Annotated in this window: 13 protein-coding genes and 1 pseudogene; 4 read left to right on the top strand and 10 right to left on the bottom strand. The window is 64.4% G+C overall.

Going from position 1 to position 13,141, the window contains the following annotated elements; translation table 11 throughout:
• Positions 1-79 precede the first annotated feature (79 nt).
• The 4 genes from araD to IVA88_RS03785 are packed head-to-tail and all read right to left on the bottom strand — an operon-like array spanning position 80 to position 4,471.
• Positions 80-1,819 (bottom strand): L-arabinonate dehydratase, encoded by a 1,740-nt coding sequence (gene araD, locus IVA88_RS03800; RefSeq protein WP_247495959.1) that lies wholly within the window; start codon positions 1,817-1,819, stop codon positions 80-82.
• The gene (locus IVA88_RS03795; RefSeq protein ID WP_247495958.1) at positions 1,816-2,679 is read right to left on the bottom strand and encodes an ABC transporter permease; all 864 of its coding nucleotides are present in this window, start codon (positions 2,677-2,679) and stop codon (positions 1,816-1,818) included. Before IVA88_RS03795 ends, araD begins: the two co-directional genes overlap by 4 nt.
• A gap of 11 nt (positions 2,680-2,690) precedes the next feature.
• Complete coding sequence (locus IVA88_RS03790; protein ID WP_247495957.1) at positions 2,691-3,452, bottom strand: ABC transporter ATP-binding protein; 762 nt, start codon at positions 3,450-3,452, stop codon at positions 2,691-2,693.
• Positions 3,452-4,471: an ABC transporter substrate-binding protein gene (locus tag IVA88_RS03785; RefSeq protein WP_247495956.1), complete on the bottom strand. Its 1,020-nt coding sequence runs from the start codon at positions 4,469-4,471 to the stop codon at positions 3,452-3,454. The genes IVA88_RS03790 and IVA88_RS03785 overlap by 1 nt, the downstream gene beginning before the upstream one ends.
• Positions 4,472-4,565: 94 nt before the next feature.
• Here IVA88_RS03785 and IVA88_RS03780 point away from each other — a divergent pair, with 94 nt between their 5' ends.
• The 3 genes from IVA88_RS03780 to IVA88_RS03770 all read left to right on the top strand — a co-directional run bounded on the left by IVA88_RS03780 (position 4,566) and on the right by IVA88_RS03770 (position 9,484).
• Positions 4,566-5,282, top strand: a complete 717-nt coding sequence (locus IVA88_RS03780) for a GntR family transcriptional regulator (RefSeq protein ID WP_247495955.1) — start codon at positions 4,566-4,568, stop codon at positions 5,280-5,282.
• Positions 5,283-5,481: 199 nt separating this feature from the next.
• Complete coding sequence (locus IVA88_RS03775; RefSeq protein WP_247495954.1) at positions 5,482-5,910, top strand: response regulator; 429 nt, start codon at positions 5,482-5,484, stop codon at positions 5,908-5,910.
• Positions 5,888-9,484 carry a PAS domain S-box protein gene (locus IVA88_RS03770; protein WP_247495953.1) on the top strand — a complete coding sequence of 1,199 codons (3,597 nt, stop codon included), beginning with the start codon at positions 5,888-5,890 and terminating at the stop codon, positions 9,482-9,484. The genes IVA88_RS03775 and IVA88_RS03770 overlap by 23 nt, the downstream gene beginning before the upstream one ends.
• Positions 9,485-9,562: 78 nt before the next feature.
• On the opposite strand, the gene IVA88_RS03765 is transcribed toward IVA88_RS03770, so the two are convergent.
• Positions 9,563-10,198 (bottom strand): response regulator, encoded by a 636-nt coding sequence (locus IVA88_RS03765; protein WP_247495952.1) that lies wholly within the window; start codon positions 10,196-10,198, stop codon positions 9,563-9,565.
• A gap of 150 nt (positions 10,199-10,348) precedes the next feature.
• Between IVA88_RS03765 and IVA88_RS03760 the strand changes: the two genes are divergently transcribed.
• Positions 10,349-10,639, top strand: coding sequence for a hypothetical protein (locus IVA88_RS03760; RefSeq protein WP_247495951.1), 291 nt, complete (start codon positions 10,349-10,351; stop codon positions 10,637-10,639).
• Positions 10,640-10,693: 54 nt separating this feature from the next.
• On the opposite strand, the gene IVA88_RS03755 is transcribed toward IVA88_RS03760, so the two are convergent.
• The 5 genes and pseudogenes from IVA88_RS03755 to IVA88_RS03735 form a co-directional block, all read right to left on the bottom strand.
• On the bottom strand, positions 10,694-11,197 hold the full coding sequence (locus tag IVA88_RS03755) for a response regulator (RefSeq protein WP_247495950.1): 504 nt from the start codon (positions 11,195-11,197) through the stop codon (positions 10,694-10,696).
• Positions 11,198-11,338: 141 nt separating this feature from the next.
• Complete coding sequence (locus tag IVA88_RS03750; RefSeq protein WP_247323919.1) at positions 11,339-11,656, bottom strand: PilZ domain-containing protein; 318 nt, start codon at positions 11,654-11,656, stop codon at positions 11,339-11,341.
• A 2-nt stretch (positions 11,657-11,658) separates the two neighbouring features.
• Positions 11,659-12,540 (bottom strand): protein-glutamate O-methyltransferase CheR, encoded by an 882-nt coding sequence (locus tag IVA88_RS03745; RefSeq protein ID WP_247495949.1) that lies wholly within the window; start codon positions 12,538-12,540, stop codon positions 11,659-11,661.
• A gap of 58 nt (positions 12,541-12,598) precedes the next feature.
• Positions 12,599-12,985, bottom strand: a complete 387-nt coding sequence (locus IVA88_RS03740; RefSeq protein WP_027568377.1) for a response regulator — start codon at positions 12,983-12,985, stop codon at positions 12,599-12,601.
• Positions 12,986-13,015: 30 nt separating this feature from the next.
• A pseudogene (locus tag IVA88_RS03735) lies at positions 13,016-13,141 on the bottom strand (chemotaxis protein CheW); the annotation flags it as partial.

The following is a 13,141-nucleotide window of genomic DNA, read 5'->3' as shown; positions in this document are numbered from 1 at the left end:
CGGGGCGCGCGAAGCGCAAACCCGGAATCTCGAGGTTCGGGTTCGATGCTCCGCATCGTCCCGGAACGATGGTGGTTGGCTAGTAAATCGACGGTTCGCCGATCGGCGCGCCGAAATCGGTCTCCAGGAAGTCGAAGTCGCAGCCGTCATTGGCCTGCTTGATGTGCTTGGTGAACATCCAGCCATAGCCGCGCTCGAAGCGGCGTTCGGGCTGCTTCCAGGCGGCGCGGCGCTTTTCGAGCTCGGCCTCCGACACGTCGAGATTGATGGTGCGGGCCGCGACATCGAGCGTGATGCGGTCGCCGTTCCGCACCAGCGCCAGCGGACCGCCGACATAGGATTCGGGAGCGACGTGCAAGATGCAGGCGCCGTAGCTTGTGCCGCTCATGCGCGCATCCGAGATCCGCACCATGTCGCGCACGCCCTGCTTCACAAGCTTGGTCGGGATCGGCAGCATGCCCCATTCCGGCATGCCCGGCCCGCCCTGCGGCCCGGCATTGCGCAGGATCAGGATGTGATCCTCGGTGACGTCTAAGTTGGGATCGTCGACCGCCTTCTTCATCGCGGGATAGTCGTCGAACACCAGCGCCGGGCCGGTGTGCTTGAGAAAGCGCGGCGCGCAGGCGCTCGGCTTGATGACGCAGCCGTCGGGCGCGAGATTGCCCTTGAGCACGGCGAGCGCGCCTTCCTTGTAGATGGGATTGTCGATCGAGCGGATCACGTCGTCATTGTGGACCTCAGCATGCGCGATGTTCTCGCCCAGCGTCTGGCCCGTGACGGTGATGCAGTCGAGATGCAGGTGCGGCTTGATCTGGCCCATCAGCGCCGGCAGGCCGCCGGCATAGAAGAAGTCCTCCATCAGATAGGAATCGCCGCTCGGCCGCACGTTGGCGATGACGGGCACCTTGCGGCTCGCAATCTCGAAATCGTCGAGGCCGATGTCGAGACCGGCGCGGCGAGCCTGCGCGATCAGATGAATGATCGCGTTGGTCGAGCAGCCCATCGCCATCGCCACTGCGATCGCGTTCTCGAACGCTTTTCGGGTCTGGATCGTCTTCGGCGTCAGATCTTCCCAGACCATCTCGACGATGCGACGGCCGCATTCAGAGGCCATGCGGATGTGGTTGGCGTCGGCGGCGGGAATCGAGGAGGCGCCCGGCAGCGTCATGCCGATCGCCTCGGCAATCGCGGTCATGGTGGAAGCCGTGCCCATGGTCATGCAGGTGCCGTAGCTCCGCGCGATGCCGGCTTCGATATCGAGCCAGTCCTTCTCGGAGATTTTTCCGGCGCGCCGCTCGTCCCAGTATTTCCAGCCGTCCGAGCCGGAGCCGAGCGTCTTGCCCTTCCAATTGCCGCGCAGCATCGGGCCGGCCGGCAGATAGATCGCCGGGATGTTCATCGAGGTTGCGCCGAGCAGCAGCGCCGGCGTGGTCTTGTCGCAGCCGCCCATCAGCACCACGCCATCGACGGGATGGCTGCGCAGCAGTTCCTCGGTGTCCATCGCCAGCAGATTGCGGTAGAGCATGGTGGTCGGCTTGAGCAGGGATTCCGACAGCGACAGCGCCGGCAATTCCAGCGGCAGGCCGCCGGCCATCAGGATGCCGCGCTTGACGTCGTCGACGCGCGACTTGAAATGCATGTGGCAGGGCTGCGCGTCCGACCAGGTGTTGAGGATCGCGATGATCGGGCGGTCCTTCCACTCCTCCGGCGCGTAGCCCATCTGCATGGTGCGGGACCGATGGCCGAACGAACGGAGATCGTCGGGTGCGAACCAGCGCGCGCTGCGGAGCTGGTCGGGCGTCATTTTCTTCTTGGTCATGATTGGGTGCCCCATTTCTGCACGGTGTTCCGCTCGAGGGCGCGGAAGATCAGGTTCTCGACAAAAAGCCCGATGATAATCACCGTCAAGAGGCCTGCGAAGACCGCAGGTATGTCGAGGAGGTTGCGGTTCTCGAAGATGAACCAACCGAGCCCGCCCTGCCCCGAGGACACGCCGAACACCAACTCGGCCGCGATCAGCGTGCGCCAGGCAAAGGCCCAGCCGATCTTCAGGCCGGTGAGGATCGAGCCGAACGCCGCGGGAATAAGGATCTTTGCCACGTAAGGCAGCCCGCGCAGACCGTAATTGCGGCCGACCATGCGCAGCGTGTTCGAGACACTCTTGAAGCCTGAGTGGGTGTTGAGCGCGACCGGCCACAGCACCGAATGGATCAGCACGAAGACGAGGCTGCCGTTGCCGAGACCGAACCAGATCAAAGCGAGCGGCAACAGCGCGATCGCTGGCAGCGGATTGAACATCGCAGTGACCGTCTCGAGGAAGTCGGTGCCGATCCGCGTCGAGATCGCGAGCACGGTGAAGATCGCGGCCAGCACGATGCCGGCCGAATAGCCCATGAACAGCACTTTCAGCGAGGCCCAGGCCCGCATCGGAATGGTGCCGTCCTTGACGCGGTCGTACAGCGTGATAGCCGTGTCGTGCAGCGTCGGAAACAGCAGGGGATTGTCGAGGGTGAGGCCGTAGGCCTCCCAGACCGTCGCGAGAAACAGGATGATGACGGTCTTGCGGACAAAACCGTCGTTCCACAACAACTCGAGCACGCTCAGCTTGCGCTCGACTTCGCCCGGTGCGCCGGCGGCGGCAGCCGGCGCCTCACGGAGCAATATTCTGGCTTCGCCCATAGCGGCTTCCCTCAATGCGCCGTCGCTTCGGAGGCAAACAGGAGATCATGGATCTCCTTTTCCAGCCGGCCGGCGCTGCCATCGTCATTGCAGACCTTGTCGACGTCGATCACCTCGGCCTTGACACGGCCGGGATGCGGCGACAGCAGCAGGATGCGGTTGCCGATGCGGATCGCTTCCGCAATCGAGTGGGTCACGAACAGCACGGTGAACTTGGTCTCGCTCCAGAGCTGGAGCAGCTCGTCCTGGCAAGTTCGCCGCGTCAGCGCGTCGAGCGCGGCGAACGGCTCGTCCATCAGCAGGATGTCGGGCTCCATCGCCATGCCGCGCGCGATCGCGACGCGCTGCTTCATGCCGCCGGAGAGCGTGTGCGGATAGGCATCGACGACGCGTGTGAGGCCGACCTTCTCGATATAGGCCCGCGCACGCGCTTCGGCGTCCTTGCGCGACAATTTTCGCGCGGTCAGCAGCGGAAACATCACGTTCGCCAGCACGCTTTTCCAAGGCAGCAGCTGGTCGAACTCCTGGAAAATCATCATGCGGTCGGCGCCAGGGCCGCGGATTTCGCGGTCGTTGATGGTCATGCGGCCTTCGCTCGGCGCCATGTAGCCACCGACGGCCTTGAGCAGGGTCGATTTGCCGCAGCCGGACGGCCCGAGCAGCACGAAGCGATCGGACTTGTCGACGGTGAAGCTGACCCTTTCGGTCGCGGTGACGACGGCGCTGGAGGTCTTGTAGCGCAGCGTCACGGAGCTGACGTCGAGCAGCGCCATCAGTTGCCCTTCAGGTCGTGCGCGACGGGGAGATAGTAGTCGGTCCAGGCCTTGGGCTGGGTCTTCAGCGTACCGGTCTTGAACAGATGGGCGGCGAATTTCATCGTGCCCTGCGGCCCGAGATTCCACTCCATCATGCCGGGCTCCTTCAGGAGATCGAGCAGCTCTTCCACCGAGGTCTTGTCGCCGGTGATCTCCTTGTAGATCTCGACGGCCTGTCTGGTGTCGCTGCGGATTAGATCCTGCGCTTCCTTGGTCGCATCGCGCACGGCCTGGATGATTTTCGGATTGGCATCGGCGAATTTCGTCGTGGTGAAGAACTGCGCCTGGCTCAGCGGCCCGCCCATCACGTCAGGCGAGCTCAGCACGACATGCGCGCCCGGCACGTTCTTCAGCTCCAGGAATGTGAACGGCGGGATCGAGAAGTGGGTATGCACCTCGTGCTTGGAATTGGACAGCGCCGCATAGGCGTCGGGATGGCCGAGCTGCACGGTGTTGGAATCCAGCTTCGACCATTGGTCGGCACCGAAAGCCTCGGCGGCGGCGATCTGCAATACGATTGCCTGGGTCGAGACTTTTACGGTCGGCACGGCGATCTTGTCGCCGGGGCCGAAATCCCTGATCGACTTGATGTTGGCGTCGCGGCTGATCAGCGTCATCGGCTGCGCCGACGTCGCGACGATGCCCTTGACGCCGCCGCGGGTGCGGTCCCACAGCAGCAGCAGATTGCCGGTGCCGGTGTTGAGGATGTCGACGCCGCCCGCGAGCAGCGCATCGGTCTGCGCACCACCGCCGGAGAACGTAACCCATTTGGTGGTGACGCCTGATACCCCGAGCTGAGCTGCGTGCTTCTCGATCAGCTTCTGCTTCTCCATGATGTGGCTCGGCATGTAGAAAATGCCGGGCTGGCGCGACAGCGCAATCTCAGACTTCTGCTGCGCCTCCGCGGGCGACGCCGTCAGCGCCGTGGCGGCCATCAGGGCGATAGCTGCGAGGCCACACTGCAATTGCTTGATCATTGTTGTTCGTTTCCTCCGGCCGCCATTGACGAGCGATCTGACTGATGCACTAATGCATTAGTGCATCCAAGGCAAGGCCGCCGGAACTCTTCACATGGAACCAGCCCAACCCGCGCCTCGCGCGACCGCCCGCCCCGGCGCGCGGCTCGACCGGGCCCGGCAGGCCGCACCGCAGGTGTTCGAGCGGCTGCGCAACGCCATTCTCGCGCTCGAACTGCCGCCGGGCTCGCCGCTGTCGCGCACCGACCTCGCCGCGCAATTCGGCGTCAGCTCGACGCCGATCCGCGATGCCTTGATGCGGTTGGAGGAAGACGGGCTGGTCGAGGTGTTTCCGCAGCACGCGACCGTCGTCAGCCGGGTCGATGTCAGCCGCGCCGAGCAGGCGCATTTCCTTCGTCAGGCGCTGGAGCTCGAAATCGTCCGGCTGCTCGCGGAGCAGCACGACGACGCGTTGGTCATACGCCTCGACCATGCGATCGCGCTCCAGCAGCGATTCGCCAAGGCCGGAGACTTCGAGAGCTTCATTGCCGGCGACAATGATTTTCACGCGCAGCTCTATGCCGCGGCCGGCAAGCACGATCTCTGGACGCTGGTGCGCAGTCGCAGCGGACATATCGACCGGCTACGGCGGCTGCATCTGCCCTCGCCCGGCAAGGCCCAGAATATCGTCCGCCACCACAAGCTGATCACGCGCGCGATCGAGGCCGGCGACGCCGATGCCGCGCAACAGCATCTGCGCAAGCACCTGTCGGGCACGCTGAGCGAGCTCGACACGATCCGAAGCAACTATCCGGAATACCTGACCGACTAGGCCTGTCGCGCGCGGTTATCTCGCGCGCTTATGCACGTAATCGTGCATAAGTTGGCGCACCGACTTCGCCTTTTGCGAGCACCCGTCGGATCGCCCGCGAAGTGCTTGCAGGCCGCATGCAATCCGCGCAACAATTTCGTATCTGATGGTTTGATTTGCGGTCGCTGGGAAGTCCCATTCGACCCGGAGGATACCAGACGTGGCCAACATCCTGATCGTGGATGACGACCCGGCCGTGCAGATGACGATCCGGCTACTCCTGGAGCGGGCCGGTCATGATGTCACCGCCGCCGGGGACGGCCGCAAGGGACTTGCGCTGTTCGAGGCCAGCCAGTTCGACCTGCTGTTTCTCGACATCTTCATGCCCGGCATGGACGGCCTGGAGACGATGCGCCACATCCGGGCGCTGCAGCCGGCGATGCCGATCATCGTCATTTCCGGTCGTTCGGCCACGCCGGACGCCTATGCCGAGCCGGATTTCCTCAAAATGGCGACCAGGCTCGGTGCGGTGGCGAGCTTGCAGAAGCCGTTCCGGGCCGACGCACTGCTCGCCGCGGTTGATGGCTGCCTGGACGCGGCGGGGATGGCATCGGTCGGAAATCCGGATGTCAGCAGCGGCCGCCGATGACAAGAACCTTCACTCCGTTCCAACGCAGCACAGGCGCGGCCATTCGGGAAGCGGTGCAATTATCCCCATGACGCTCGCAACGCGGCTGGCCATCACGATGATCCTGCTGGTGGCGATCACCGTGGCCGCGGTCGGCTGGCTCGGCTATCGCAACACCACCCAGGCGGTCATTCCGCGGGTCCTGGAACGGATCGAAGCCCAGTCAAGCTTGCTGGCCACGCATCTTGAATCCTACGTTGCCGGCGCTCGCGGCGATCTGCTCGGTTATCGCTCCGCCGCAGCCATCAATGGCCTGATCCGCGCCCATATCGGTGGAGGGACCGACGCTCTCGACGGCGTTTCGGAGCAAACCTGGCGCGAGCGCATCGCTGCGCGGCTCGCAGCCGAGATCGACGCGAAACCGAGCTACGGCCAATTTCGAATCATCGGCCTCGACGACGACCAGCGTGAACTTGTCCGCGTCGATCGCTCCGGCCCGAATGGAGCAGTACGGATTGCCCCCAACGGCGAACTCGAACGCAAGAGCGAACGAACCTACTTCCAGGAGACGATTCGACTGGCGCCGGGCGAAATCTATGTTTCACCAGTCGAGCTCGCCACCCGACACGGAGGAACCACAGACCTTCACATTCCGACGTTGCGCGTTGCGACGCCGCTGTTCGCGCCGGACGGCAAGCCGTTCGGCATCATCATCGCCAACATCGACATGCGTCCCGCGCTCGACCGCGTCCGCTCGACCGCGAGCGCAGGCGGAGAGATCTATGTCGTGAATTCGCGTGGCGACTATCTCGTCCATCCCGATCGCGCGCGGGAGTTCGGTTCATTGCACGGCAGCGCCAACGATTGGCGCCGTGACTTTCCATTCTTTGCAGCCCGGGCCGGCCTGCCGCAAGCATCGGCGCAGCTTATGAGCGACCGGTCGGGCCGGCCCAGTGGAGCCGCGATTGCACCGGCGCTTCTTGCCGGCAAGGAGTGGGTCGCGATCATCGAGACGGCCCCTCCATCGGTGTTCAGCCGCGTTCCGGCGGCCATTCAAAAAACCTCCTCGCTGGTCGGCCTGCTTGCTGTCCTTGCCGCAGCTTTACTTGCGGTGCTGCTGGCGCGCTCATTGACGCGTCCGATCGGACGTCTGACCGCGGCGGTGGAGGCGATCGGCAGCGGACGGCCCGCCGACATTCCCCTGGATGCCAGCGGCGAGACCGGCGTGCTGGCGCGGGCCTTTGCCCGGATGGTCGAAGAGACGCGAGCGAAGACGGCCGCTCTCGAACGCGAGGTCGAGGAGCATCGCCGCACCGAGGCCGCGCGAAGCCATCATGAAGCGCGCGAGCGCTTGTTCAGCGCTGCCGTCGAATCCTCCGACGATGCGATCGTGATGCAATCGCTCGATGCCATCATCACGGGCTGGAATCCCGCTGCCGAACGCCTCTATGGCCATTCGGCCGACGAGGCGATCGGGCAGTCCACCTCGATCATCGTCCCGCCCGACCGTCGCGAGCAGGGCAAGGATATTTTACGGCAGATCGCCCGGGGCGAGCCGATCGAGCGTTTCGAGACGGTGCGCCTGCGCAAGGACGGCACGCCGATCGACATCTCGCTCAGCCTCTCCCCGATCCGTGGGCTGTCGGGTGAGATCATCGGCGTCTCCGGGTCGGCCCGGAGCCTGACCGAGGCGCGACGGACCGAGCGGGCGCTGCAGCAGCAGCTCGAGGAACGACGACAGATCTTCGAGACCTCGCAGGATCTGATCATGGTGATGGACGCGCGCGGCAACATCGTGCAGATCAGTCCGAGCAGCGAGGCCATTCTCGGCTACCGGCCGGAGGAGATGATCGGCCGCAGCGGCGCCGATTTCATTCATCCCGCCCATCTCGACCAGTCGCGCGACGAGATGCGCGCGCTGCGACGCGGCGAACGTCCCAGGCTGGCCGACACCCGCTGCTTCCACAAGAAAGGCCACGAGGTCTGGCTGTCCTGGCTCGCCAGCTGGTCCGCCCAGGCCAAGCGCTTCTTCTTCGTCGGGCGTGACATGACGGAGGCCCGGCTGGCGCAGGAATCCCTGCGCGAGAGCGAACGGCTCGCGCGCAACATCGTCGAGACCTCACTCGACGCTTTCGTCCAGACCGACGAGACGGGCGGCATCCTGAACTGGAATTCGCAGGCCGAACAACTCTTCGGCTGGCATCGCGACGAGGTGCTCGGCAAGAGCACGATTGACCTGATCGTTGCCGAGAGCGAACGCGAAAGGGTCAGGACGGGCCTGAAGCATTTCCTGGAAAACGAAGACGGCAGGACGCTGAACCGCCGCCACGAACTCATGTGCCGCCGCCGCGACGGCAAGGAATTCAAGGCCGAGCTGAGCGTCACCGCGTTGAAGCGCCGCGAGGGCCTGCTGTTCAACGTGTTCTACCGCGACCTAACCGACAAGATCGCGGCCGACGAGCGCATCCGCCATGCCGAGAAGATGGAGGCCGTCGGCCAGCTCACCGGCGGCGTGGCGCACGACTTCAACAACATTCTCACCGTCATCACCGGAACGATCGAGATCCTGGCCGACGCGGTGGCCAAGGAGCCGGAGCTCGCAGCGATCACGAAGATGATCGACGAGGCCGCCGGGCGTGGCGCCGAGCTGACGCAGCACCTGCTGGCGTTTGCGCGCAAGCAGCCGCTCCAGCCGCGCGAGATCGACATCAACTCGCTGATCATCGACACCGCGAAACTATTGCGGCCGACGCTGGGCGAGCAGATCCATATCGAAGCGGTATTCGAGGACGAGAGCTGCGTCGCGATCGTCGATCCCAGCCAGCTCACCACCGCGATCCTCAACCTCGCGCTCAATGCCCGCGACGCCATGCCCGGCGGCGGCAAGCTGATCATGGAGACGGGCGCCGCCTATCTCGACGAGGTCTATGCCAGCGCCAACGACGTTCCGCCGGGCCACTACGTGCTGATCGCCGTGAGCGACACCGGCAGCGGAATTCCCGCCAACATGCTGGCCAGGGTGTTCGACCCCTTCTTCACCTCGAAGGGACCGGGCAAGGGCACCGGACTTGGGCTTTCGATGGTCTACGGCTTCATCAAGCAGTCCGCGGGCCATATCAAGATCTACAGCGAGGAAGGCCACGGCACCACGATCAAGATGTACCTGCCGCCCGGCAAGACGCCGACGGTGGTCGGCGAGGGCGTGATGCCGGCGACCATCGAGCGCGGACACGAGACGATTCTGGTGGTCGAGGACGACCGGCTGGTGCGCGACTACGTGCTGGCGCAGCTGCATTCGCTGGGTTACGTCACCTTGCAGGCGGCGAACGCCGCGGAGGCGCTCGCAATCGTCGCCGCCGGAAGACCGTTCGACCTCCTGTTCACCGACGTCATCATGCCCGGCAAGATGAACGGACGGCAGCTCGCCGACGAACTCCAGAGGACGCGTCCCGATCTCAGGGTGCTCTACACGTCCGGCTATACCGAGAACGCGATCATCCATCACGGCCGGCTGGATTCGGGCGTTCTGCTGCTGGCGAAGCCCTATCGCAAATCGGATCTGGCGCGGATCATCCGCAGGGCGCTGGCCAGTTGATGTGGAGGATCCTGCGCGAGGGTCCGTCGCCGGAATGGAGCGCAACGCAATCCAGGCTACGAAGCTTCAACGCGAGTGCTACGACGCGCGCTGGGCCGCGGTCATCACGATCCGGATCAGATCGGCGGCATTGCGTGCACCGAGCTTCTTCATGATGTTGGCGCGGTGGTCCTCGATGGTGCGCGGGCTGATGCCGAGCGTGCGGCCGGCCTCCTTGTTGGAGGCGCCGGCGGCGAACTGCTCGAGCACCTCGCGCTCCCTGCGCGTCAACGGCTCGCGTCCGGGGAAATGCAGCGAGCCGAACTTCGGCGCCGCGTTCTCCGACTGCCTGCGTGCATAGGCGCCGATCGCCTCGTCGAGCCGGCCGACGATCTCGCTGCCGCGGAACGGCTTCTCGATGAAGTCGAGCGCGCCGCTCTTGATGGCCCCCACCGCCATCGCAATATCGCCCTGTCCGGAGATCATGAAGATCGGTGCCGGATAGTCTTCGCCGTGCAGCTCCTTGAGAATGTCGAGGCCCGACTTGCCGGGAATGTGCACGTCGAGCAGGACCGCTGCAGGTGTGCGGTTTCGCGCGACGGAGAGCAATGCTGCGCCGTCCGCAAAACAGATCACCTCATAGCCCGCCGCCTTCAACACCATCGACAAGGTGTCGCGAACGGCAGCGTCGTCGTCGACCACGAAGATTTCACCGCGAGAGCTTTGTTCGGCCATGTGCCACACATCCGGTTGGCATGAAGGACTCGCGTCCGCGCCAATTGTTATGACGTTCGGCGCGGATTCGGCCCACCGTATTTGTACGGGACACGGACTTAACGCACAAGTAGCGGCAAGGCGCCTAATTGCAGAGGACGGAGAATATCCATGCTAAATTTGGCCGGTACGCCGCCTCTGGTCGCAATGCCCGAAGTCGAGAGCCGTCAGCTGATTGCGGCTGACCTTCGCATGCTGATCTCGCAGATCGAGACCAACATGCGCCGGATCGCCACAGCCATGGAGCAAGAACACGGAAGCGATCCGGAAGGTTCCGCCGACGTCTTCGTGCTCGATGACGTCACACCCCGGTATGCCACGGCGATCGCCGCTCTCGACGCCGGCCGGGCGGGCCTTGGCCACGCCCTGGAGTGCCTGTCGGAAGCCGGCGGCTCGGTGTAGATCGCGATAGCTGCGGCGCGGCGACCGCATTTCATCGCATGGCAGGCCCGCGGCTCAGGCGCGGTGCCGTTCCACGATCGCGTCGGTGGCGACGCCACCCCAGGTGTGGATCGCCGGCAGGCCCATCGCGGTCTTGCCGAGATTGGCAAGGCTGATGCGCAACGCCGCCAGATCCAGCGGCTTGGGCAGGCTCTGGAGCCCGATCCCGACGGAACGGGCGAAGCTGCGGGCGGCGCTGCGGCGCTTGCCGTCCATGCCGCTGATGACGATCACGGCGCCGCCAAATTTCGCCTTGGCCATCTCGCCCAGCACGTCGATGCCGTCGCCATCCTCCAGCACGAGATCGAGTGTCACGCAGTCGAAACGCGCGGTGCGGAGTTTTTCGATCGCTTCCGCCACGGACGGCGCCACAGTGACTTCGTGGCCGGCCTGCCTGGCCGCGATCGTGATCAGGCTGCGCTGCGTGGCGTCGTCATCGACCACCAGAAGCTGAAGCGCGCGCCGCTCGGCGCCGTCGGGCAGGTTTGACGGGAGGGGGGAGAGAGAGCTTCTGGGCATTACCGGATCCTGAGATTGAGACCGGCAATGGATACACGGTTCGCGCTTAGGCGACGTAAAGCAGCTCCGGCAAATTCGGTCGGATGTTTCAGCAAATATGAACCAACGTGTCGGCAAACGCCGACGAGACGCAGGTGAAGATCACGCCGCCTCGTCACGGCCACCGGCCGCGCCGCGCTTCTTCCGGTTCTTGCCACGCAGGAACTGGATGTCCATTTCGGCGCCGTTGACCCGCACCAGCTCGCAGCGGCGATAGGCGAGGCCGGTCGACGACAGCAGCAGGAAGAACTCTTTCAGGTTCAGTCCCTGAATCGAGCCTTCCACCGTGAGGATGGCGTCGGTGTCGGAGATCGCGTTGAGCTTGCAGTCGCGGCGCCATGTGCCGTCGATGGCCATGATGCAGACATCGTAGCCGCGACTGAACGTCACCCGCTCGAGACCCTTTCCATCCTCGGACATGCTTATCGCCCCGCCATCACCGCCATGCGCGGCGCTGCGCCGGCAAGAGCCGGCTTGGCGGCTGCGGCACGCGGATCGTTCGGTTTGTAGAGACCGCGCCGCTCTGGAATCGGCCTGAACGTGTCGGTCAGTCCGACCACCGTTTCGGCCGCGCCCAGCACCAGGAAGCCGTCTCCCTCGATCTGGCGTGCCAGACGGTTGAAGATGTTGATCTTGGTATCCTGGTCGAAATAGATCAGCACGTTGCGGCAGAAGATGACATCGAAGGTGCCGAGCTGGGCGAAATCGTGCAGCAAATTGAGCTGCCGGTGCTGGATCATCGCCCGCAGCTCGGGATTGATCTGCCAGGTCTCGCCGGTCTGCTTGAAATATTTCATCAGCATCTGGATCGGCAGGCCGCGCTGCACTTCGAACTGGCTGTAGATGCCGGCCTTGGCCTTCTCGAGCACCTCCTGCGACAGGTCGGTCGCGATGATCTCGACGCGCCAGCCGGTCAGGGCCGCACCCATCTCCTTCAGGCTCATCGCCAGCGAATAGGGCTCCTGTCCGGTCGAGCCGGCGGCGCACCAGATGCGCACGCTGCGGCGGCCGGCACGCGCCTTGATGATCTCCGGCATGATGTGGTCGCGGAAATGATCGAACGGGACCTTGTCGCGGAAGAAGAAGGTCTCGTTGGTGGTCATCGCCTCGACCACGCTGGTGACGAGCGCGCCCGAGCCAGCGCCTTGCAGCTTCTGCACGAGCTCGCCGATGCCGGAGAGCCCGGCCTTGCGCGCCAGCGGCAACAGCCGGCTTTCAATCAGATATTGCTTGTCTGCGGACAGATCGAGCCCGGAATGATCCCTCAGGAACTTGCGCAGATACTCATACTCGGTCGGGGTCACGGATAGCCTCTCGGAAGCTGTACTGGGAACACTCTGGCTGGAACGCTTCGCCAGACACTCAGACCATCGCTTGTCCGACCGGGATCAAGCCGACTTCAGCGAATTTGTCGGCGATAATGTCTTTGTCGAAGGGCTTCATGATGTACTCGTTGGCGCCGCCGCTGAGCGCCTGAGCAATATGAGCCACGTTGTTTTCGGTGGTGCAGAACACGACCTTGGGCTGGTCGCCGCCGGGCAGGCGGCGCATGTGGCCCATGAACTCGAAGCCGTCCATCACCGGCATGTTCCAGTCGAGCAGCACCGCGTCGGGCAGCTTGCGCTGGCAGACCTCGAGCGCCTTGGAGCCGTCCTCGGCCTCGGTGACTTCGAATTCCAGGCCTTCCAGGATCCGGCGTGCGATCTTGCGCACGACGCTGGAATCATCGACCACCAAACACGTCTTCATTTTGGTTCTCCGGCTTCGATGTTTTGGGGCTCACGCAGCCATCTGCACTTCGGTTTTGAGCTCGAGGACGCGATCGACGTCGAGGACGACCATGAGCTGGCCGTCGAGACGGTGGACGCCGCCGGCGAGCTTGGCCATGCGGGGGTCGAGGTTGAC

The sequence above is a fragment of the Bradyrhizobium sp. 149 genome (assembly GCF_023073915.1).
Classification (GTDB): Bacteria; Pseudomonadota; Alphaproteobacteria; order Rhizobiales; family Xanthobacteraceae; genus Bradyrhizobium.
Note: the sequence above shows the minus strand (reverse complement) of the source record. Positions and strands in the feature narration are given on the sequence as shown.

Bases quoted from the DNA above. Each gene is read 5' to 3' on its own strand.
- araD (WP_247495959.1), bottom strand. From the start codon at position 1,819: ATGACCAAGAAGAAAATGACGCCCGACCAGCTCCGCAGCGCGCGCTGG.
- IVA88_RS03795 (WP_247495958.1), bottom strand. From the start codon at position 2,679: ATGGGCGAAGCCAGAATATTGCTCCGTGAGGCGCCGGCTGCCGCCGCC.
- IVA88_RS03790 (WP_247495957.1), bottom strand. From the start codon at position 3,452: ATGGCGCTGCTCGACGTCAGCTCCGTGACGCTGCGCTACAAGACCTCC.
- IVA88_RS03785 (WP_247495956.1), bottom strand. From the start codon at position 4,471: ATGATCAAGCAATTGCAGTGTGGCCTCGCAGCTATCGCCCTGATGGCC.
- IVA88_RS03780 (WP_247495955.1), top strand. From the start codon at position 4,566: ATGGAACCAGCCCAACCCGCGCCTCGCGCGACCGCCCGCCCCGGCGCG.
- IVA88_RS03770 (WP_247495953.1), top strand. From the start codon at position 5,888: ATGTCAGCAGCGGCCGCCGATGACAAGAACCTTCACTCCGTTCCAACG.
- IVA88_RS03765 (WP_247495952.1), bottom strand. From the start codon at position 10,198: ATGGCCGAACAAAGCTCTCGCGGTGAAATCTTCGTGGTCGACGACGAC.
- IVA88_RS03760 (WP_247495951.1), top strand. From the start codon at position 10,349: ATGCTAAATTTGGCCGGTACGCCGCCTCTGGTCGCAATGCCCGAAGTC.
- IVA88_RS03755 (WP_247495950.1), bottom strand. From the start codon at position 11,197: ATGCCCAGAAGCTCTCTCTCCCCCCTCCCGTCAAACCTGCCCGACGGC.
- IVA88_RS03750 (WP_247323919.1), bottom strand. From the start codon at position 11,656: ATGTCCGAGGATGGAAAGGGTCTCGAGCGGGTGACGTTCAGTCGCGGC.
- IVA88_RS03740 (WP_027568377.1), bottom strand. From the start codon at position 12,985: ATGAAGACGTGTTTGGTGGTCGATGATTCCAGCGTCGTGCGCAAGATC.